The sequence below is a fragment of the Rhizobium sp. RM genome, assembly GCF_013390595.1.
Taxonomy (GTDB): Bacteria; Pseudomonadota; Alphaproteobacteria; order Rhizobiales; family Rhizobiaceae; genus Agrobacterium.
The window spans coordinates 729,095-749,338 of record NZ_JACAWV010000008.1 but is presented as its reverse complement, the minus strand read 5'-3'; the positions used below and the strand labels follow the sequence as shown (position 1 = coordinate 749,338).

The 20,244-nt window shown below is 56.8% G+C and carries 19 protein-coding genes and 2 tRNA genes; 10 read left to right on the top strand and 11 right to left on the bottom strand.

Annotated elements, in window-relative coordinates; genetic code table 11:
• Positions 1-9: 9 nt before the first annotated feature.
• Both betB and betI read right to left on the bottom strand, forming a co-directional pair.
• Positions 10-1,473, bottom strand: coding sequence for a betaine-aldehyde dehydrogenase (gene betB / locus HWX89_RS12570; protein WP_178340746.1), 1,464 nt, complete (start codon positions 1,471-1,473; stop codon positions 10-12).
• 30 nt (positions 1,474-1,503) lie between these two features.
• A complete protein-coding gene (gene betI, locus HWX89_RS12565) occupies positions 1,504-2,124 on the bottom strand; it encodes a transcriptional regulator BetI (protein ID WP_138794795.1) in 621 nt (206 codons plus the stop codon).
• Positions 2,125-2,291: 167 nt separating this feature from the next.
• Here betI and HWX89_RS12560 point away from each other — a divergent pair, with 167 nt between their 5' ends.
• The 4 genes from HWX89_RS12560 (at position 2,292) to HWX89_RS12545 (ending at position 6,471) form a co-directional block, all read left to right on the top strand.
• On the top strand, positions 2,292-2,840 hold the full coding sequence (locus tag HWX89_RS12560; protein WP_178340723.1) for an HdeD family acid-resistance protein: 549 nt from the start codon (positions 2,292-2,294) through the stop codon (positions 2,838-2,840).
• Positions 2,841-3,024: 184 nt separating this feature from the next.
• Positions 3,025-3,261: a ribbon-helix-helix domain-containing protein gene (locus HWX89_RS12555; protein ID WP_138794793.1), complete on the top strand. Its 237-nt coding sequence runs from the start codon at positions 3,025-3,027 to the stop codon at positions 3,259-3,261.
• Between the two features lie 313 nt (positions 3,262-3,574).
• The gene (locus HWX89_RS12550; RefSeq protein ID WP_138794792.1) at positions 3,575-5,377 is read left to right on the top strand and encodes a GGDEF domain-containing protein; all 1,803 of its coding nucleotides are present in this window, start codon (positions 3,575-3,577) and stop codon (positions 5,375-5,377) included.
• Between the two features lie 92 nt (positions 5,378-5,469).
• Positions 5,470-6,471, top strand: a complete 1,002-nt coding sequence (locus HWX89_RS12545) for an NAD(P)H-quinone oxidoreductase (protein WP_178340722.1) — start codon at positions 5,470-5,472, stop codon at positions 6,469-6,471.
• A 410-nt stretch (positions 6,472-6,881) separates the two neighbouring features.
• Here the strand turns inward: HWX89_RS12545 and HWX89_RS12540 are convergent, their stop codons facing one another.
• The 5 genes from HWX89_RS12540 to HWX89_RS12520 all read right to left on the bottom strand — a co-directional run bounded on the left by HWX89_RS12540 (position 6,882) and on the right by HWX89_RS12520 (position 11,599).
• Positions 6,882-7,919 (bottom strand): sulfate/molybdate ABC transporter ATP-binding protein, encoded by a 1,038-nt coding sequence (locus tag HWX89_RS12540; RefSeq protein WP_138794791.1) that lies wholly within the window; start codon positions 7,917-7,919, stop codon positions 6,882-6,884.
• Between the two features lie 11 nt (positions 7,920-7,930).
• Entirely contained in the window at positions 7,931-8,803 is an 873-nt protein-coding gene (gene cysW / locus HWX89_RS12535) for a sulfate ABC transporter permease subunit CysW (protein WP_138794790.1), read from the bottom strand.
• Complete coding sequence (gene cysT / locus HWX89_RS12530; RefSeq protein ID WP_138794789.1) at positions 8,796-9,653, bottom strand: sulfate ABC transporter permease subunit CysT; 858 nt, start codon at positions 9,651-9,653, stop codon at positions 8,796-8,798. Before cysT ends, cysW begins: the two co-directional genes overlap by 8 nt.
• A 144-nt stretch (positions 9,654-9,797) precedes the next feature.
• Positions 9,798-10,823: a sulfate ABC transporter substrate-binding protein gene (locus HWX89_RS12525; protein WP_138794788.1), complete on the bottom strand. Its 1,026-nt coding sequence runs from the start codon at positions 10,821-10,823 to the stop codon at positions 9,798-9,800.
• A 335-nt stretch (positions 10,824-11,158) separates the two neighbouring features.
• Positions 11,159-11,599: an RrF2 family transcriptional regulator gene (locus tag HWX89_RS12520; protein WP_138794787.1), complete on the bottom strand. Its 441-nt coding sequence runs from the start codon at positions 11,597-11,599 to the stop codon at positions 11,159-11,161.
• 205 nt (positions 11,600-11,804) lie between these two features.
• Here HWX89_RS12520 and HWX89_RS12515 point away from each other — a divergent pair, with 205 nt between their 5' ends.
• From HWX89_RS12515 to cysN, 3 genes are read left to right on the top strand one after another with little or no spacing between them, the layout of a single operon-like run.
• Complete coding sequence (locus HWX89_RS12515) at positions 11,805-12,593, top strand: phosphoadenylyl-sulfate reductase (protein WP_178340745.1); 789 nt, start codon at positions 11,805-11,807, stop codon at positions 12,591-12,593.
• Between the two features lie 29 nt (positions 12,594-12,622).
• Positions 12,623-13,576: a sulfate adenylyltransferase subunit CysD gene (gene cysD, locus HWX89_RS12510; RefSeq protein ID WP_138794786.1), complete on the top strand. Its 954-nt coding sequence runs from the start codon at positions 12,623-12,625 to the stop codon at positions 13,574-13,576.
• The gene (gene cysN, locus HWX89_RS12505) at positions 13,576-15,057 is read left to right on the top strand and encodes a sulfate adenylyltransferase subunit CysN (protein ID WP_178340721.1); all 1,482 of its coding nucleotides are present in this window, start codon (positions 13,576-13,578) and stop codon (positions 15,055-15,057) included. Before cysD ends, cysN begins: the two co-directional genes overlap by 1 nt.
• A gap of 349 nt (positions 15,058-15,406) precedes the next feature.
• Here the strand turns inward: cysN and HWX89_RS12500 are convergent.
• Positions 15,407-15,483: transfer RNA gene (locus HWX89_RS12500), tRNA-Pro, on the bottom strand.
• A gap of 264 nt (positions 15,484-15,747) precedes the next feature.
• On the opposite strand from HWX89_RS12500, the gene HWX89_RS12495 reads away from it, so the two are divergent.
• Both HWX89_RS12495 and mqo read left to right on the top strand, forming a co-directional pair.
• Complete coding sequence (locus HWX89_RS12495; RefSeq protein ID WP_138794784.1) at positions 15,748-16,167, top strand: hypothetical protein; 420 nt, start codon at positions 15,748-15,750, stop codon at positions 16,165-16,167.
• A 369-nt stretch (positions 16,168-16,536) separates the two neighbouring features.
• Positions 16,537-18,255 carry a malate dehydrogenase (quinone) gene (mqo, locus tag HWX89_RS12490; RefSeq protein WP_138794783.1) on the top strand — a complete coding sequence of 573 codons (1,719 nt, stop codon included), beginning with the start codon at positions 16,537-16,539 and terminating at the stop codon, positions 18,253-18,255.
• Positions 18,256-18,414: 159 nt separating this feature from the next.
• Here mqo and HWX89_RS12485 read toward each other — a convergent pair whose 3' ends face one another.
• The 3 genes from HWX89_RS12485 to HWX89_RS12475 form a co-directional block, all read right to left on the bottom strand.
• A complete protein-coding gene (locus tag HWX89_RS12485) occupies positions 18,415-18,591 on the bottom strand; it encodes a YegP family protein (protein WP_138794782.1) in 177 nt (58 codons plus the stop codon).
• 10 nt (positions 18,592-18,601) lie between these two features.
• Positions 18,602-18,886, bottom strand: a complete 285-nt coding sequence (locus HWX89_RS12480; RefSeq protein WP_138794781.1) for a hypothetical protein — start codon at positions 18,884-18,886, stop codon at positions 18,602-18,604.
• A gap of 169 nt (positions 18,887-19,055) precedes the next feature.
• Positions 19,056-19,130: transfer RNA gene (locus HWX89_RS12475), tRNA-Gln, on the bottom strand.
• A gap of 202 nt (positions 19,131-19,332) precedes the next feature.
• Here HWX89_RS12475 and HWX89_RS12470 point away from each other — a divergent pair.
• A complete protein-coding gene (locus HWX89_RS12470; protein WP_138794780.1) occupies positions 19,333-20,241 on the top strand; it encodes an MBL fold metallo-hydrolase in 909 nt (302 codons plus the stop codon).
• Positions 20,242-20,244: the final 3 nt, after the last annotated feature.

The following is a 20,244-nucleotide window of genomic DNA, read 5'->3' as shown; positions in this document are numbered from 1 at the left end:
CGCCTGGCCTCAGTATGGCGCCTCAACCTTGCCGGTTGCGACGTATACGGTTTTCAATTCGCTGTAGTGATCAAGCGCGGCGGCCGAGTTTTCACGTCCGAAGCCGGACTGCTTCAGACCACCGAAAGGAATTTCCACCGGGCACAGATTGTAGGTGTTGATCCACAACGTACCCGCCTCAAGCTGATCGACGACACGATGGGCGCGGGCGAGATCGGCAGTGAATACACCGCCGGCAAGACCGAACTCGGTGGCATTGGCGCGAGCCAGCACCTCGTCTTCATCGTCGAAATCGAGAACGCACATGACCGGGCCGAAGATTTCCTCGCGTGCGATGGTCATGTCATCCTTCACATCTGCAAAGACGGTTGGCTGAACGTAAAACCCCTCGCCCGAAACATTGTTGGGAATGCCGCCGCCGGTGACGAGCGTTGCCGCCTCTGCCTTGCCCTTTTCGATATAGGCCAGCACCTTTTCCTGCTGGGCTTTCGAGACCAGCGGTCCCAGGTGCGTGGCATAATCCAGGGGATCGCCGAGCACCATTGCCTCGGTGCGCTTCTTGAGGTTTTCAAGAAAACGCTCCTTTACCTTGCGCTGCACGAACACACGCGTGCCGTTGGAGCAGACCTGGCCGGAGGAATAGAAGTTGCCAAGCATAGCGCCGCCTACGGCACTTTCGATATCGGCATCGTCGAACACGATCAGCGGCGACTTGCCACCAAGTTCCATCGTGACATGCTTGAGGTGGCCGGCAGCGGCAGCCGCAACCTTGCGGCCTGTCGGCACGGAACCAGTCAGAGAAACCTTGGCGACATCGGGATGATTGACCAGCAGCGGACCCGTGTCGCGGTCGCCCTGAATAACGTTGAAAAGCCCCTTCGGCAGGCCGGCTTCCACCAATATCTCAGCGATCTTCAGCGCACCGAGCGGCGTATTTTCCGAAGGCTTGAACACCATGGCGTTGCCGGCCACCAGTGCGGGGGCAGCTTTCCAGCACGCAATCTGCTGCGGGTAGTTCCACGCGCCGATACCGACGCAGACACCAAGCGGTACGCGCTTTGTGTAGGCAAAATCGCCGCCGAGCGGAATATAATCGCCATTCAACGCCGAGGCCGCAATACCGCCGAAAAACTCGAAAGCGTCCGCGCCGGAGGTCGGATCAGCAACAATGGTTTCCTGAATGGGCTTGCCGGTGTCGAGCGTTTCCAGTTCCGACAGCGCCTCATTGCGCTCGCGAATGATATCAGCCGCGCGCTTGAGAACACGGCCGCGTGCCGTCGGGCTCAATGCCGCCCATTCTTTCTGGGCCCGCTTGGCGGATGCGATAGCACGTTCGACAATGGCAGGCGTTGCGGCATGCAGTCTGGCAATCACTTCGCCTGTGGCCGGAAAGATGCTCTCGATGACCGTGCCAGCCGTATCCTCAACGTAGACACCATCGATGAAATGGGACGCTTTCGGCTGTGCCCGCAGGGCTTTGTCCGTAGTCATGTCGAATACTCCTTAAAGAAGATGGACAGGCGGCTTTGAGCGGCGCCCTTCCAGAAATGGTTTGAGCTGCACATCGAAGTAATCCTCGACGAGTGCAGGTGCGGATGAGAAGGCGGGCGGAGCCGCACGCAGGCTGTGGCGAATGTAGAGACCGTCAATCAGAGCGGCGGCGCCTTCGGCGATGCGCGCGGCATCGTCAGGCGGGCAAAGCCTGTTCAGGCTGGACAGAAGATTTGAGCGCAAACGACGGGCATAGAGAACCAGAAGCCGCCGTGTTTCCTCCGAACGCTGGGCATCGACATAAAATGCCAGCCACGCGGCCACAGCCTCGGGGCTGAACTGGTCACTCTGGAAAGAGACATGGATGATCGCACTCAGACGCTCTCGCGGCCCGGAGGCGCGGGTAAGCGCTGCGACGGCATCACGCCGCAGGTCACGTAGCAGACTGCGGATGGTTTCAAGAAGAAGCTGCTGCTTGCTGCCGAAATAATGATGCGCCAATGCGGCCGATACGCCCGCCTCACGCGCGATATCCGACATCGTGACATTCAGCGATCCGTGATGGCCGATGGTCCGCAGCGCGGCGTCAACCAGCGCCTTCTTTCGAACCGGCTCCATTCCGATCTTTGGCATCTCGTTCTCCTTGATGGGCGGCAAATTATTCTTGATTGACTCATCAATCAATAAAAAATGCGCCATTTTTGGTTCCCTGTTTGCGCCAGATCAAATCTATGGGATCAGCGTTGCGCTATCCAGCAATCGTGATAGCTTGTTTCCCAACCAATTCCGGAGACAGAGAGATGACACACAGTCTCAATCCGCTCGGATTTTCGCCACTGAAAGCAAAGTGGGGATGGTTTCTGGCGCTCGGCCTCGTTCTCCTGACATTCGGCGTCATCGCACTCGGTAATCTTCTGGTCGCGACCGTCGCATCGGTCTTTTATGTCGGCGTCATGATGCTGATGGGCGGCGTCCTGCAACTCATTCATGCCTTTCAGGTGAAAGGCTGGGGCAACGCCGTTTTCTGGGTCTTGAGCGGCCTGCTCTACGCTGTGGCTGGTGTCATCGCCTTCCAGAATCCTGACCTGACGGCGGCGGTTTTGACGCTGTTGATGGCGATATCCCTTGTTGTTGCCGGGGTTTTCCGCATCTTCGTCGGCTTCAGGCTGAAACCGGCCAAAGGCTGGGGCTGGATCGCCGCAGCCGGTGTCGTGACCGCCCTTGCGGGCCTGGTGATTGCGGCCGGCTGGCCGGTCAACAGCCTGTGGGTGCTCGGGCTGTTTCTGGCCATCGACCTGATCATGCAGGGATGGGCCCTCATTGCACTGTCTTTTGCAATTCGCGAATAGGATATGTCAGCTGCGGCGCAAACGTACCGCCAGCTTGCCGAAACGGGAAAAACCAAACCACAATATACTGCAAATTGGGTATGGGACGCGTTTCGTGGTATTATAGACGGTGATACCAATTTCGCTGGAAGCGGCGCCAGACGAATGAACTGAAAAATGGCCGCTGAAAACAGGGAGAGATATCATGCCAATGGTGACAGTATCCATTTCCCCGGAACAGGCAGCAAGAATGCGCGACGCCGTGGACTGCGGCGAATATGCATCCGGCAGCGAAGTTGTCAGAGCTGCCTTGAGACTGTGGGCAGCGTCTGCGGCACAGAACGCTGGCGCAAAATCCTTGTCGGACAATGAGTCCGACAAGGAAAGACTGAATGTCGCGGAACTTTACGCGGCACACACGGTTCGCATCCACCGGGCCTGAGACCATCATCGCCAGGTCCCGACGCACTAAAAGCCTGCGAACCTGAAACATCGGCGCGTCTACTCGGACGCGTCAGGGCACGCTGAACTCAAGATCTCTGTATCTTGGTTAACGAAAAGCGACCGCTTTTTCGTCGTCTCACGCAAGATTTCTACAACCCGCCACAACCTTCACAAAAGCTTCACATAGCTGAAAGCTTTTGTTGACTGCTGCAATGCATCATTCGCCGCAAAAGAAATTACGTCCTTCCACGCCAGGTCTGATCAACACCTTTAAAGGCACGGAAAGGAACGACAGGAGCGGAGAAAATTCGATGCCGGCGGCAACGTTTGAACAAGAGGTCATCCGGCGTTTTGCCTCCGGGCAAATGTTTCCCATGGCGAAACTGGTACTGGAAACCGCCTTTCAACCCATTGTCGAAGCAACAACAGGCACGATTTTCGGCTATGAGTCGCTGATGCGCGGCTATGATCGCCTCGGCTTTTCCAGCCCGCTGGCATTGCTCGATCAGGCCGCGGAAGATGGTGAGTTGATCAACTTCGAGCAGATGCTGGCAAGCAGAGCCCTGGCAAAGTTCTCGACGTTGCCCGACTTTTCGTCTGCCACGCTTTTCCTCAATCTTGACGTGAGAATGATCCGTCACGGTGACAGCATTCTCGACAGGCTGGTCGACAATCTCGCAAAGGCGGGTATCCCCGCCTCGTCGATCTGCTTCGAACTGTCAGAACGTTTCGACAATACCAGCGTGCCGGAGTTCAATGCACTGATCGAGCGCATGCGTCGCGAAGGTTTCAAGCTGGCAATCGACGATTTTGGCGCGGGCCACGGCGAGATGAAACTCCTGTGTGACTTCCCGCTCGACTATCTCAAGATCGATCGCCATTTCATCAGTGGTGTCGATCACCATCCACGCAAGCAGCATCTCGTCCGCAACATCGTCAATATCGCCCATGTTCTCGGCGTTCGCGTCATTGCCGAAGGCATCGAAACCGAAGCCGAATTCCTCGCGTGCCGCGAATACGGCGTCGATCTGGTGCAGGGATGGCTGATTGCCAGACCGACCGTCTTCACAAGTGAACTTCCCCAGAGTTTTCCGCATCTCAACCGCATCGGCGTCTCGCGTCGCAGCAGCCAGACGCTCGACGAGATTCTGATCCGCCGCGAAATCGAACGGCTTCCCACGGTCTACGAACATGACAGCGTTGACAGCGTCTTCGAACTTTTCCGCAAGAACCCGCAACAGGCGTTCTTTCCGGTTCTCAATGCCAACGGAGAACCGCGCGGCGTCATCAATGAATATCACCTGAAAGAATATATCTATCAGCCGTTCGGCCGCGATCTTCTGAAAAATAAGATGTATGAGCGCACGATCTCGCACTTTGTCGATGGTGCGCCCATCGTCGGACTTGATGCAAATGCCGACCAGTTGATGAACATGTTTGCCAGCATGGGCGGAAGCGCCTGCGTAATCCTGACCGAAAACATGCGTTATGCCGGTGTCGTTTCTGCTGCCTCGCTGATCAAGGTCATCAATGAAAAACAACTGAAGATGGCGCAGGACCAGAACCCGCTGACCGCCCTTCCCGGCAACCGCGCCATCGGGGGATTCATTGCCGACAGTTGCAGCGACGGCGACGAAACCCGGTTCTTCTGTTATTGCGACTTCGATAACTTCAAGCCGTTTAACGACAAATACGGTTTTCACGCCGGCGACCACGCCATCAGCCTGTTTTCCGCCCTGATACGACGTTATTTCTTCGCCGGAGACTGCTTCCTGGGCCATATCGGTGGCGACGACTTCTTCATCGGCGTCCGCGACTGGACCGTGGAGGAACTGACCGAAATCCTTGAACGGCTGCTCAGCGACTTCCACGACGATGTGGCGGAACTTTATTCCCCGGAAGATCGCGAAGCAGGCCGCATGAAGGGTCAGGATCGCCATGGCAATGAACGGGATTTCTCGCTGCTGCGCTGCTCGATCGGCGTTCTGACTTTGCCCAAGGGCCTGGTACTTGCCAATCCGGAGCGGATCGGCAGCGAGATTGCGGCAATCAAGAAAGCGGCGAAGGAAGACGACGGCGGGCTTGTCCTGCGCAGTTTCGGCGAGACAAAATGACACTCGCGACAAAGGGTCTTCTTCCATAAGCGGGATACGTCCCTTAGGGTCGGAACTCCACCAGAGAACCAGCCCGCACGAAGGAACCCGCCATGACCCTGCCTGTCACCATGCGTTTCGTTGACCTCCCCTCCCATGGTGGTCCCGACGTCATGCAGCTTTCCAGAGGTGCGTTGCCGTCTCCACGTGCCGGAGAAATTCTCGTGAAAGTGCAGGCGGCTGGCGTCAACAGGCCTGACGTTGCCCAGCGGCAAGGCACCTATCCTCCGCCGAAGGATGCAAGCCCGATCCTCGGTCTTGAAATCGCCGGAGAGGTTATGGCACTCGGCGACGGCGTTGATGAGTTTGCGATTGGCGACAAGGTTTGCGCGCTGGCCAATGGCGGTGGCTATGCCGAATATTGCATTGTTCCGGCCGGACAGGCCCTGCCCTTCCCTAAGGGTTACGACGCGGTAAAGGCTGCGGCGCTGCCCGAAACATTCTTCACCGTCTGGGCCAATCTTTTCCAGATGGCCGGCCTGACGGAAGGCGAGACGGTTCTGATCCACGGGGGCAGCAGCGGTATCGGCACGACGGCGATCCAGCTTGCCAAGGCCTTCGGCGCTGAGGTCTTTGCCACGGCGGGTTCAAAGGAAAAATGCGATGCCTGTGAAAAGCTGGGTGCCAAACGGGCCATCAACTACCGCGATGAGGACTTCGCGACCGTCGTAAAGGCGGAGACGAATGGCAAGGGTGTCGACGTCATTCTCGACATGATCGGGGCGGCCTATTTCGAAAAGAACATCGCCTCACTCGCAAAGGACGGGTGCCTGTCCATCATCGCCTTTTTGGGCGGCGCAGTGACCGAGAAAATCAACCTCACGCCGATCATGGTCAAACGGCTGACGGTGACAGGGTCAACCATGCGGCCGCGTACAGCAGACGAGAAGCGGGCGATCCGCGACGAGCTGGTCGAACAGGTCTGGCCGCTGATTGAAAGCGGCAAGATCGCCCCTGTCATCAATCGGGTTTTCACTCTGGATGAGGTCGCCGATGCGCATCGTTTGATGGAAAGCAGCAATCACGTCGGCAAAATCGTGATGACAGTTTCGTGACGACAGACTTGCATTCGGCAGGAATCGTACTACCTTCGAGTTATGTTCAACGTACTGGAAGGAGGTGATCCAATGTCTAATGAGATTTCGGTCTTTGGTTCAGGCAATGGAAAGGGTGCGGTTTCGCCGGGGCAGCCCTCGGTTTAATACCCCTCTACCTTCGGAACGTTGAGAAACAGTCCCGGGTCTGAAAGAAGACCAAACTCATGGAAGGGTCGCCTCAGGCGGCCCTTTTCCATTTTCCGTTTATCTCGGCTTTCAGCAAAGTGACTAGTCCGGCAGCGGGCTTCAATCCCCTACCAGTCACGATCCAAACTTTCTATTCCGCCCAAGAAATGAGCTGACGGAACACCTGCTTGAGAAAGTGGAGACCGCTGCAATATTGCCAATCGCGGTCTCACCTCAGCTGTTTATTTGCGAAAGACCTTCCACCGTGTCGGCCGAAAGCGCAGTTCAGCCCCAACGGCCACAGCGGCGTTGAGTGGAACTTCAATCTCAAGGTGGTAAGGTTCGTGACCGGCATTGGCGATATCGATTTCGGCAATGCGCGTTCCGGCAAGTCTCCGACAGGTGGTTACCTTGCCATAAAGAGCCTGTTTGTCGTCCGTCAATTCCACGTCTTCCGGCCGGAAGAAAAGATCCCCTTCGGCCTCTCCGCTTTCGTTGATACCAATATGCTCGCCTTGAAAGAGTATATGGCCGCCGCGCACGCAAACCGGCAGGCTGGAGGATTCACCGATAAAGGAAAATACGAAAGGCGAGTTCGGCGTGTCGTAAACATCGTCAGCCGTGCCGACCTGCTCGATCTTGCCCTGGCTCATGACGACGACGCGGTCAGCCAGCTCCAGTGCCTCTTCCTGATCGTGGGTGACGAAAATTGTGGTGTGGCCGGTGCGGTCGTGGAACTCGCGCAACCAGCGGCGCAGTTCCTTACGCACCTTGGCATCAAGCGCGCCGAAGGGTTCATCGAGCAGCAGGACCTTCGGCTCGATGGCGACGGCACGGGCAAGCGCAACGCGCTGACGCTGACCACCGGAAAGCTGGCTCGGATAACGCTTCTCAAGGCCAGACAGATGCACCATGTCCAGAAGCTCCGATACGCGCTTGCGGATCTCGGCCTTCGGCGGGCGCTTGTCGGAAGGGCGCACCTTGAGCCCGAAGGCAATGTTCTCGGCCACCGTCATGTGCCGGAACAGCGCATAGTGCTGAAAGACGAAACCGACATTGCGTTCCTGCACCGTCCGGTGTGACGCATCTTCGTCTCCGAAATAGATGCTGCCCTTGGTCGGTTGCTCCAGACCGGCGATCAGACGCAGCAGCGTTGTCTTGCCAGAGCCGGACGGACCAAGCAGTGCGATCAGCTCGCCTGAGCGAATGTCGAGCGACACGTCGTTCAGCGCGGGAAAGCGATCAAACTGCTTGGTGATGCTGGAAACTTTCACTTCCATAAAGATGCCTTTCAATGCTTGCCGGCTGCGTTGCCCGCGCCAAAGCGAATTTCAAGAATTGTTTTGAGAACGAGGGTCACGAGCGCGAGACCAGCCAGCAAGGTTGCCACAGCAAAGGCTGCCACCATGTTGTACTCATTATAGAGAATCTCGACATGCAGCGGCATGGTGTTGGTCTCGCCACGAATATGCCCTGACACTACCGACACGGCACCGAACTCCCCCATGGCGCGGGCGTTGCATAGCAGTACCCCGTAGAGCAGCCCCCACTTGATGTTTGGCAGCGTGACATACCAGAAGGTCTGCCAGCCAGACGCACCAAGCGAGATGGCAGCTTCTTCATCGCCATTGCCCTGCTCCTGCATCAGCGGGATCAATTCTCGCGCCACGAAGGGGAAGGTCACGAAGATCGTGGCAAGCACGATGCCCGGCACCGCAAAGAGGATTTCGATGCCATAGCTTTTCAGCCATGGACCAAGAACGCTGTGTGAGGAAAAGAGAATGACGTAGACCAGGCCGGAAATGACCGGCGAGATCGAAAATGGCAGATCGATCAGGGTGATCAGGAACGCTTTGCCCTTGAACTCGAACTTGGCGATTGCCCAGGCAGCCGCGACGCCGAAGACAAGATTGAGTGGCACCGATATAGCCGCGACCAACAGCGTCAGACGGATGGCAGCAAGCGCATCCGGCTCGACGATCGCTTCCCAGAATGCGTCCGGTCCCTTGCGGAATGCCTCAAAGAACACCGAAATCACCGGCAGCACAAGAAAAGCCGCGAGAAACAAAAAGGCGACGGCCATCAAAGTCAGCCGCGCTGGCAGACTTTCACTGGCGGGATCGCGGAAGGCCTTGGCCGAGGTACGGGAAACGGTATCAGACATAACCGTACCTCTTGCGGCTCCAGGCCTGGATCAGGTTGATAACAAAAAGCATGGCGAAGGATATGATCAGCATGATCGTCGCGATCGCGGTGGCGCCCGCATAATTGAACTCTTCCAGCCTGATGACGATGAGCAGCGGGGCAATTTCCGAAACATAGGGAATATTGCCGGCAATGAAGATGACGGAGCCATATTCCCCGACACCACGCGCGAAAGCGAGCGCAAAGCCCGTGAGGATGGCTGGTGTCAGGCTCGGCAGCAGAACCCTGGTGATGGTCTGGAAACGATTGGCGCCGAGTGTCGCAGCCACCTCTTCAACCTGGCGATCGATCTCCTCCATCACCGGCTGAACGGTGCGGACGACGAAAGGCAAGCCAATGAAGATCAAGGCAATGACGATGCCGGTTGGCGTGAAGGCGATCTTGATGCCGAAGGGCTCGAACAGCGAACCGACCCAGCCGCGATTGGCATAAAGCGTGGTCAGCGCGATACCGGCAACGGCCGTCGGCAACGCAAAGGGCAGATCGACGATGGCGTCAACGAAGCGGCGGCCGGGAAACCGGTAACGCGTCAGAACCCAGGCGACGACGACGCCGAAAAAAGCATTGACCAGAGCGGCGATGAAAGCCGTACCGAAACTGACGCGCAGCGCATTCAGAGTACGACGGTCCGTGGCGACAGCGATGAAGTCCGAGAAACCGAGTTTTGCTGTGGACCAGACCAGACCGGCAAGCGGGATAAGAATAATGAGAAACAGATAGAAGACCGTGTAACCGAAGGTGAGGCCGAAACCCGGTATCACGCTCGATTGACGCCACTTCCACCTATTTCCGGACACGTTATTGGTCATCAAGGCTCCGGAGATACGATTAGAGGACCGGTTATTCTCCGGCCTTGTTACAAAGCATCGACCGGCACGATGTCCGGTCGATCAACCTCAGCTTTTTCGGTGTTGCTACCGGTGAGTGGGCTTTGGCGTCAGCCCATCATCCACCTAGTTTGCGGGCTTGTAAATCTGGTCGAAGATACCGCCGTCACCGAAATGTTCAGGCTGCGCCTTGGCCCAACCGCCAAACAGCGGATCGTCAATGGTAACGAGCTTGATGTCGGGAAGCTGCTTGAGCAGATCCTTCGAAACCACGGCGGGATTGGACGGACGGTAGAAGTGTTTCGCCGCGATGTTCTGGCCTTCATCTGAATAGAGATAATTCAGATAGGCTTCCGCTGCCTTGCGAGTGCCCTTTGCATCAACGTTGGCGTCAACGACGGCAACGGGCGGCTCGGCGAGGATCGAGATTGGTGGGACGACGATATCGAAGGCGTCCGTGCCGAATTCCTGACCAGCCAGATAGGCTTCATTTTCCCATGCCAGCAGAACGTCACCGATCTGGCGCTGCGCAAACGTTACCGTCGAACCACGGGCGCCCGTGTCGAGAACTGGAGCGCGCTTGTAGAGCTCGGCTACGTAAGCCTTGACCTTGTCCTTGTCGCCCTTGAATTCTTCATTGGCCCAAGCCCATGCAGCCAGGTAGTTCCAGCGTGCACCACCGGAGGTCTTCGGGTTCGGCGTAACGATCTGAACGTCACCCTTCACCAGATCGCCCCAATTGTGGATGTTCTTCGGGTTGCCCTTGCGCACCAGGAAAACGATGGTCGAGGTATAAGGTGAAGAATTGTGTGGCAGTCGGGTGCGCCAGTCCTTGGCGATCTTGCCGGTATTTTCGACAATGGCGTCGATGTCGCTCTGCAGTGCCAGCGTGACGACATCGGCTTCAAGGCCGTCGATAACCGAACGTGCCTGCTTGCCGGAACCACCATGTGACTGCTGGATGGTAACATCCTCGCCCGTGTCTGTCTTCCACTTCTTGGCGAAAGCTTCGTTGAACTCCTTGTAGAGTTCGCGCGTCGGATCGTAAGAGACATTGAGGAGTTTGGTTTCCGCGAAAGCCGAACCAACGCCCCCCAGAGCCAGTGACAGGCCGAGAGCGACAACGCTCAAACCGGACAGAAGCTTAGTCATCGGTATTCCCTCCTGATGAAGATGGCTTAACTCTACCGGTCTAGTAGAGTTGGTCAATGAGGCCGAATACGATCGAAAAAGTGTTTCCCTTCAGCGTTTGCGCAGGCAACAAATACAGCGCACCATAACCGAAACGCGCAACAAGCGTCGTGTAAAACTTTGCTGAATGCAAAAGCATTTCGGATTTCTGGTGATTTTCCGCCCATTTCACGGAAAATATTATCGTACTTTAGACGATTTTTTCGCCCGCAAGGTGACGCATACTGCATTGGCCTGGCCGATGGCACGCGCAACGATCCATGCTGGAAACATGGTCGGCACCGACGGCGTTCTACTCAGGCTGTCAGGAGTTCAGGCACTTCGACGCCGGCGACGGCGTCTGCAATGGTGGTGTTGAACAGGATGTTGCGGGTGGCGTCTGCGACGCGTGCAAAGACGTGGCGTATCTCGCACTGTTTCTCACCATCGCAGTCTTCGCAGCGGCGATAGGCGATCTGCGACAGGCAGGGCAGCGGCGCAACAGGTCCATCGATCAACCGCAGCACTTCGCCGAAAGTGATATCGTTAGCCGGACGGCGCAGCAGATAACCTCCCTGCTTGCCGCGACGGCTTTCCACTATACCGTCATGTTTCAGCTCCAGAAGGATCTGCTCAAGAAACTTTTTCGGAATGGCTTGATCGCGGGCAATATCAGAAATCTGCACAGGCCCGGCCTCATTGGACTTTGCCAACGCAGCCAGCGCTCTCAGCGCATATTTCGCCTTCTGGGAAATCATCGTGAAACCAGTACAACACAACCCTAAACACATGGCAATTCAGGCTTAGCGCAGTTGCTGTCACAATTCAAATACGGCCTTGAAACAAGGTGAACGGGCATCTTTTGCGCCGAGCCCCACGCGCGTGAGACATATTTGCTCTGAAGTGCAGCGGACTCAGACTGTGATTTCTGTCCGAAAGCCGGGATTTCAACAATAATCGGCCATCGTAATCCCGGACGTGACAATGAGCATTATGCCTGTTCCAGTAAACGCAACTGCCGATACCGAATCGCTTGATACCGCACTCGCAGCGCTCGATCTAGCTGGGCGGCTTTCATTTGTCGCCGGACTCGGCGGACGCGCGGTTTTTACCACCAGCCTTGGCATCGAAGATCAGGTCATTACCGCGGCTATCGGCACGCACCGACTGCCGGTCGACGTCGTGACACTCGAGACCGGAAGGCTTTTCAAGGAAACCGTCGATCTCATCAATGAAACCGAAGATCGCTTCGGCATTGAAATTCGCCGGTTCCGTCCCGAACAGGACGATATCGATGCTTACGCCGAAAAATACGGTCTCAACGGCTTCTACGAAAGCGTCGAAGCCCGTCACGCCTGCTGTCATGTCAGGAAATTGATCCCGCTGGGCAAGGCTCTGGAAGGTGCGTCCTTCTGGATTACTGGTCTGCGGCGCGGTCAGTCTGGCAATCGTGCGACCACGCCGTTTGCCGAGTTCGACGCGGATCGGAATCTCATCAAGATCAATCCACTGGCGGATTGGGACATTGAAACGATCCGTGCCCACGTCACTGCCGAGAACATTCCCATCAATCCGTTGCATGCGCGCGGTTATCCCTCCATCGGCTGCGAGCCGTGTACGCGCGCCATCAAGCCCGGCGAACCCGAACGCGCCGGGCGATGGTGGTGGGAAAACGACGAGAAACGCGAATGCGGTCTTCACGTCGCTGGCACGGAACAAGGTTCCGCCGCTTCCGCCATCCCGCAACGATAATCATTTCATAGACATATCCGGAGTTTCCAATGTCCAACGCAGTCCACGAGACGGACAGCAAGAATACCGTCGCATCCAAGCCGCCACTCGACCCGCATCTGAAGGCACTTGAAAACGAAGCTATTCATATTTTCCGCGAAGTCGCCGCCGAGTTCGACAAACCGGTGATGCTCTATTCCATCGGTAAAGACTCGTCGGTGCTTTTGCATCTTGCACGCAAGGCTTTCTTTCCCGGCCGCATCCCGTTCCCGCTCCTGCACGTCAATACAGGCTGGAAGTTCAAGGAGATGATCGAGTTCCGCGACAACATCGTCAAAGAATACGATCTCGATCTGATTTCCCACACCAACCCGCGCGGCAAGACGGAAAACGTTACACCTTTCTCCCACGGTTCGGCGCTTTATACCGACATCATGAAGACGGAAGCACTTCGCCAGGCGCTGGACGCCGGGCAGTTCGATGCCGCTTTCGGCGGCGCACGCCGCGATGAGGAAGCAAGCCGCGCCAAGGAGCGCATCTATTCCTTCCGTACGCCCGATCATAAATGGGACCCGCGCAACCAGCGCCCGGAACTGTGGAACATCTATAACGGCATGGTTCGCAAGGGGGAAAGCGTACGCGCCTTCCCGCTGTCCAACTGGACCGAGGTGGATATCTGGCGTTACATCGAAGCGGAAAACATTCCATTGGTTCCGCTCTATTACGCCAAGGAACGCCCCTATATCGAACGCGACGGCATGATGATCCTGGCCGAAGACGAGCGGCTGGAATTGCAGCCAGGCGAAGAAATCAAGCATGGCTCGATCCGCTTCCGCACACTTGGCTGCTTCCCGCTGACCGGCGCCATTCGCTCCGAAGCTGCAACACTTCAGGACGTTATTGCCGAGCTTGAAATCGCCACGGTTTCCGAACGCCAGGGCCGCGCGATCGATCGCGACCAGTCCGGATCGATGGAGAAGAAGAAGCGCGAGGGCTATTTCTGATGACCGCCGCAGCACAAACACCCTCCTCTACCGCAACGATTCTGCCCTTTGCAGAACATTCGAAGGCAGCGCGCGACACGCGCCCGCTTCGGCTGATCACCTGCGGCAGCGTCGACGACGGCAAATCGACCCTGATCGGCCGTCTTCTCTGGGACACCAAGGCGGTCAAGGAAGATCAGGCTGCGACGCTTCATCGTGACAGCGGCAAGCAAAACGATCTCGGCTTGCCCGATTTCGCCTTGCTGCTCGACGGATTGCAGGCAGAACGCGAACAGGGCATCACCATTGATGTCGCCTATCGTTACTTCGCCACCGACAAGCGTGCCTTCATCGTGGCAGACACCCCCGGCCACGAGCAATATACCCGCAACATGGCAACCGGCGCCTCGACGGCCGATCTTGCCGTTCTGCTGATCGATGCGCGTGTTGGCATTCTCGAACAGACCCGCCGCCACGCCACCATTGCTGCTTTGATGGGCATCCGTCAGTTCGTACTCGCCATCAACAAGATCGACCTGACGGGTTACGACAAGGCCGGCTTCGAGTTGATCGCGCATGAATTCCGCGATTTTGCTTCGGCACTCGGCATTAAGCAGATCACCGCCATTCCAATGTCGGCATTGAAGGGTGAGAACGTCGTTCTTTCCGGCAAGGCGTCCATGCCCTGGTATGAGGGACCGACACTGGTGGAAACCCTGGAGCTGGCAACAGTGCGTTCTGCACAGTCCGGTGGCTTCCGTCTGCCAGTACAGCGCGTATCGCGCCCCGGTGAAAGCTTTCGTGGTTATCAGGGCACCGTCGCGGGCGGCTCGGTAAAGCCGGGCGACAGCGTCGTCGTTCTTCCCTCCGGCATGGTGGCAAATATCAAGCAGATCGTGACATTCGATCTGGTGCGCAATGCCGCCGTCGCAGGCGATGCCGTCACGCTGGTTCTCGACCGCCAGGTCGATGTTTCGCGTGGCGACATGATTGTCTCCATCGAGGCGCAGCCGCAGACGGGCCTTGCCTTTGATGCGCAGCTCGTGGCGTTGCAGCCAGGCGGTATCGAACCCGGCAAACGCTACTGGCTGAAAAGCGGCAGCCGCCGCCAGCGCGTCAGCGTCCAGCCAGTCACACAGCTTGATCTCAAGGTTGGAGAGTGGAAGGCACATGAAACCACTTTGCCGATGAATGCGATCGGCAAGGTGCGGCTTTCCTTCGACGAAACAGCGATCTTCGATCCCTATGAGCAGAACCGCTCAACCGGCTCTTTCATTCTGATCGATCCCGACACCAACAACACGGTGGCCGGTGGCATGATCCTCGGCAAGCGCAACGCCGGTGATGCAGAGGTTAAGGGTGACAGGGTCGTACTGTCCCTACCCGCCGAACTGGCTGAAAAGCTGCTTGCCAGCGAACTCCTCGCCAAGCACCGCGATGACATTGAAATCCGTCGCACGGATACGGCAACAGCGTCACGTATCATCAGCGAACTGGACTAAGTCAGTTGGAATAAAACAAAAAAGGCGACCGCACCCGCGGTCGCCTTTTTTATTGCGTACCCAAGATATGGGCTCGCTTAAAATACGAACATGTAAAGCAGAATGATCACGAAGATCGGAACGCCCATGGCCCAAAGTGCAATACCCTTCAGCATGTTATCCTCCATTGCTGTTCTGGATGAATAACGGCTGGGGAGCGTTCGTGTTCCCTTTTTAGGACAGGAAACTACGAAGTTGCGTTTACGAATTGGACACCAAACGGTCCGATTTCCAGTCCGCAGGTGAAATGCGTAGATGTCCATGAAGTATCGGGAATTTTTAAGCCTTTGATTTAAAGGCTTTTTTCAGCTGGTCGGAGTGAGAGGATTCGAACCTCCGACCCCCACGTCCCGAACGTGGTGCGCTACCAGACTGCGCTACACTCCGTGACCAGCGGCGCTTCTATAGACCAGCCTCTGGCGTTCGACAAGCGGATATTGCATTTTTTATGACAAGTTCCTGCGGATGGTTGACGTCCCGGAGGGAAAGCCTGCTCCGCCGGTATTTCAGGTTACAGAACGTTACAAAAAAGCAATTGTGGCAGGAAATTTTCGTCAAAGCTAAAGCCTCCCCTGCCGCCCGTCATCAAATCTGCTAGGGGAACAGAATGAACGGCAGAAGGGCCGGACACGGCACAAAGGACACCTCACCATGCAATTTCGCAGCGTAACGCTCGCAGGACTGGCAATTGCGCTTTCCGCCTGCACCACCTCGACAGGCTCCGCTCCCTCATTCATCCAGAAGAGCCCCGTTGAAGCCCGTTGGGTCGGTCAGTCGGCCGGCATTTTCTTCGCAAAGTTTGGCCCTCCGCAGAGCGACACTGAATCCGGTAGCTCGACCATCTACAACTGGCGTGGCGGTTACAAGAAGGCAACCGTTCCCGCGAAGTTCGAGGAAGGTAAGGACGGCAAGCGTGGCCGCCAGATTTCTCCTGCCCGCACCGCCTATCTTTCCTGCACCGTGCAGTTGACCGTTTCGAGCGATTACCGGATCACCTCCGTTCGTACCGTCTCTGATCGCCCCGGCGTCAACGGCCCCAGCTATTGCGCAGAGTTTCTCGCCGCAGACTGAGCCTGAAATCGTCTAAAAACAGAGAGGCCCGCCCAGAAAACAGGCGGGCCTTGTTATTTTTTGAGCTTTTTTCGTGTCTCTGAGCGCATATCACCCATGCACGACACGCTTGACGGCAGCGTTTCCTAACCTTTGCACCCGTTCTGCTGGTTTTGACGTTTCAACCGTTTGAATGACGCCGCATCGTCCCGAAGATGGCAAATATGCGTCAAAAAAGACGCCTGAAAAGCAGGGGCGCGACCATATGCCCCCATGAATTTAGAGGTAATTCGCTTGACAGAAGCAGCCGATCGCCGGGTTGTGCCCACCGGTTGATTGCTATAACGGGGCCGCTGGGAGGAGTGTTTTGACAAACAACAAGAACCAGGTATGGCCGTGACTCCCATCGATCAAGACAAATTTCAGACCACCGATTTTTCCAACAATTCGCTTCCCATGAACCGTAGACAGGTTCTCGGCACCGCGCTGGCAGGACTTGCCGCAGCCGCATTGCCATCTTCGCCGGTATCGGCAAATAGCCCGACGCAGAAGGTCGACGTGCTGCTGATTGGCGGCGGCATCATGAGCACGACCCTCGGTGTTTGGCTGCGCGAACTCGAGCCGAACTGGTCGATTAAGATGATCGAGCGGATGGACAGCGTCGCACTCGAAAGCTCGAATGGCTGGAACAATGCTGGCACGGGCCACTCCGCGCTCGCCGAACTGAATTACACGCCCGAAGATGCCAACGGCAACGTCAAGATCACCCAGGCGATTGCAATCAACGAAGCATTCCAGATTTCCCGTCAGTTCTGGGCATGGCAGGTGAAGAACGGCGTTCTGAAGAACCCTCGCTCGTTCATCAACCACACGCCGCATATGAGCTTCGTCTGGGGCGACGAGAATATCGCCTATCTTGAAAAGCGCTATGAGGCGCTGAAGGCCAGCCCCCTGTTTGCCGGAATGGAATTCTCTACCGATCCGGATCAGATCAAGAAGTGGGTGCCGCTGATGATGGAAGGCCGCGATCCTTCCCAGAAGATCGGCGCAACCTGGTCGCCGCTCGGCACCGACATGGAATTCGGCGAGATTACCCGCCAGTTCGCCGCGCATCTGCAAAGCCAGCCGAACTTTGACCTCAAGGTCAACAGTGAGGTTTCCGACATCCAGCGCAATCCCGATGGAAGCTGGCGTGTGACCTACGCCAACGTGAACGATTCCAGCGAAGAAACCGTGGACGCCAAGTTCGTCTTTATCGGTGCTGGCGGCGGCGCGCTACATCTCCTGCAGATGTCCGGCATTCCGGAAGGCGACGACTATGCGGGCTTCCCGGTCGGCGGCTCCTTCCTCGTCAACGAAAATCCCGACGTGACGATGCAGCATCTGGCAAAGGCTTATGGCAAGGCATCGGTCGGCTCTCCGCCCATGTCCGTTCCGCACCTCGATACACGCGTTATCGGTGGCAAGCGCGTCATCCTGTTTGGACCTTTCGCAACCTTCTCGACGAAGTTCCTCAAGAACGGTTCCTATTTCGACCTGGTTTCCTCTGTAACGACCAGCAACGCTTGGCCGATGGTGCGCGTCGGCGTCGATGAATACCCGCTGGTAGAATATCTCGCGGGTCAGTTGATGATGTCGGACGACGATCGCTTCGCTGCATTGCAGGAATATTTCCCGAATGCCAAGCAGAACGACTGGCGTCTGTGGCAGGCAGGCCAGCGCGTCCAGATCATCAAGCGCGATGCCGACAAGGGTGGCGTTCTCAAGCTCGGCACGGAAATCGTCGCCTCGCAGGATGGCAGCATTGCCGGTCTCCTCGGCGCATCGCCAGGCGCGTCTACGGCAGCCCCGATCATGCTCAACGTTCTGGAAAAGGTCTTCAAGGACAAGGTAGCAACGCCGGAATGGCAGGCCAAAATCCGCCAGATCGTTCCAAGCTACGGTACAAAGCTGAACGATTCCGCCGACATGGTGCAGCAGGAATGGGCCTACACCGCCGAACAGCTGCAACTGCCGACGCCGCCGCAGATCAATCGCGACGCGCTGAACTCCGGCACAACGGCACCGGCTGGCGAGCCTGCGAAAAAGGTTCCCGATATCGCCCTGTAAATCGGGCTTCAAAACACTGACAAAGTCTGCGGCGAGTGCTCAAAACGCAATCGCCGCAGGTACCCCGCAGAACTCACATCACCGATGAAGCGCGGTGACCAGTGGATGCGGTTACTTCTTCTGAAAAGCTCGCACCAAAGAGCAAGCCGTTCATTCGGCTTAGCTGTTATCTTCGGTCGGTGCGTCCGGGCCATTCTTCTTGATTGAGGCGATGGCGTTTTGCGCGCTTGCCTTGGAAGCATAACCTTCCGTCGCGAAGATGACTTCATTGTTGTATTTGAAGCGAACACGGAATTCGCCAGCCTTGTCTTTATAAATTTCGAATTTATGAGCCATTCAGGCCTCCTCAAGCACTGCGGTTTTTAATTGCACCGATAATCGCCGTCAGTATGGCGCCACCCGCGCCACCGGCAACCAATTGCGTCACCACGCCTCCCACGGACAGATTGCCCGCCTGAGCCGCCGCGGAAATCGCGGGTATCAAAAGCGTTACCAGTTGACCTAAAAGACCTCCCCCCAAGGCTCCGGCAATCGTGTTGCCTATGGTGCCGATATCAAAGTTTGATGATGTTTTTCCGATAGCATTCCCACCGACAGCGCCGGCGATCAGATTTATCAAGATCTGTTCCATGAGAATCTCCCACCAACAACACGTCAATCATGCCAAAACTTTATGTTCTTGCAAGACGTGTTAAATTCAGTGGCCTTTGGGAATTGGCACAACGCAAATATGCAGGCGCAAAATCCTGCAATCTGCTTCTTCATATCGCAGCAAAAGAATTTCGGGAGGGTATCTTGAATGGCTGGGGCGCCAGGATTCGAACCTGGGAATGCCGGTACCAAAAACCGGTGCCTTACCGCTTGGCGACGCCCCAACAGGACAGCAAGGCGAAACACCGCTGTCCGATCCGCGCCTGATTAGCAAAGCCGGGCCGCAGCGGCAATCACCTTTCTCGTTATTTTTTCACAAAACCCAAGCTTTTTGAGTGCCGCACCCGAGAGGGCATGTTAGGGCTTGAAGATTGCGCGGCGTCGACCGTGGCTTTGGTTGGCATGGCATTACTTCAGGAGGTCTTGATGGCGGACCCGGCATTCGATCTCGATTTCCAGCCCGCCTACGGCGAACCGGTACCCGTTACCACCGGCATCCAGCGGATGACCGTCAACAATCCTTCCGCCTTCACCTTTCACGGCACGAACAGCTATATCGTCGGTGACCGCTCTGTTGCAGTGATCGATCCCGGCCCCGAAGATGAGGCACATTTCCAAGCCCTGATGGCCGCGCTGAAAGGCCGCGAGGTAACGCATATCTTCGTCAGCCACACGCATCGCGACCATTCGCCCCTGGCAAATCGCCTGAAAGCGGCAACCGGCGCACTGACCGTGGCCGAGGGACCGCACCGCGCCGCAAGACCGCTGCATGTTGGCGAAACCAATCCTTTCGCAGAAAGCTCCGATACGGACTTCGTACCGGATATTGCACTTGGTGATGGTGAGAGCCTTTCCGGCGACGGCTGGCAGCTTACCGCCCTGCACACGCCGGGTCATACGGCCAATCATGCCGCCTTTGCACTTGACGGCACCGGCATTGTCTTTTCTGCCGACCATGTCATGGCGTGGGCCACCACCATCGTCGCTCCTCCAGATGGAGCGATGAGCGACTACATGAAATCACTCGATCGCCTTCTTCAGCGTGATGACCGCCTTTTTCTTCCGGGACATGGCGGCCCCTTGCGTGATCCTTCCGCATTCATGCGTGGACTGCGTGCGCACCGGCGGATGCGGGAAAAAGCCGTTCTCAAGCGCATCAAGGAAGGCGACCGGCTGATTGCCGACATGGTCAAAGTCATCTACGCCAGCACAGACAAGCGCCTGCATGGCGCAGCAGCGCTCTCCGTTCTGGCTCATATCGAGGACCTGATTGAAAAAGGTCTGGTGCAGACGGATGGCCCGCCCTCGCTTCTCGGCGAATATATTCCGGCCTGAAGG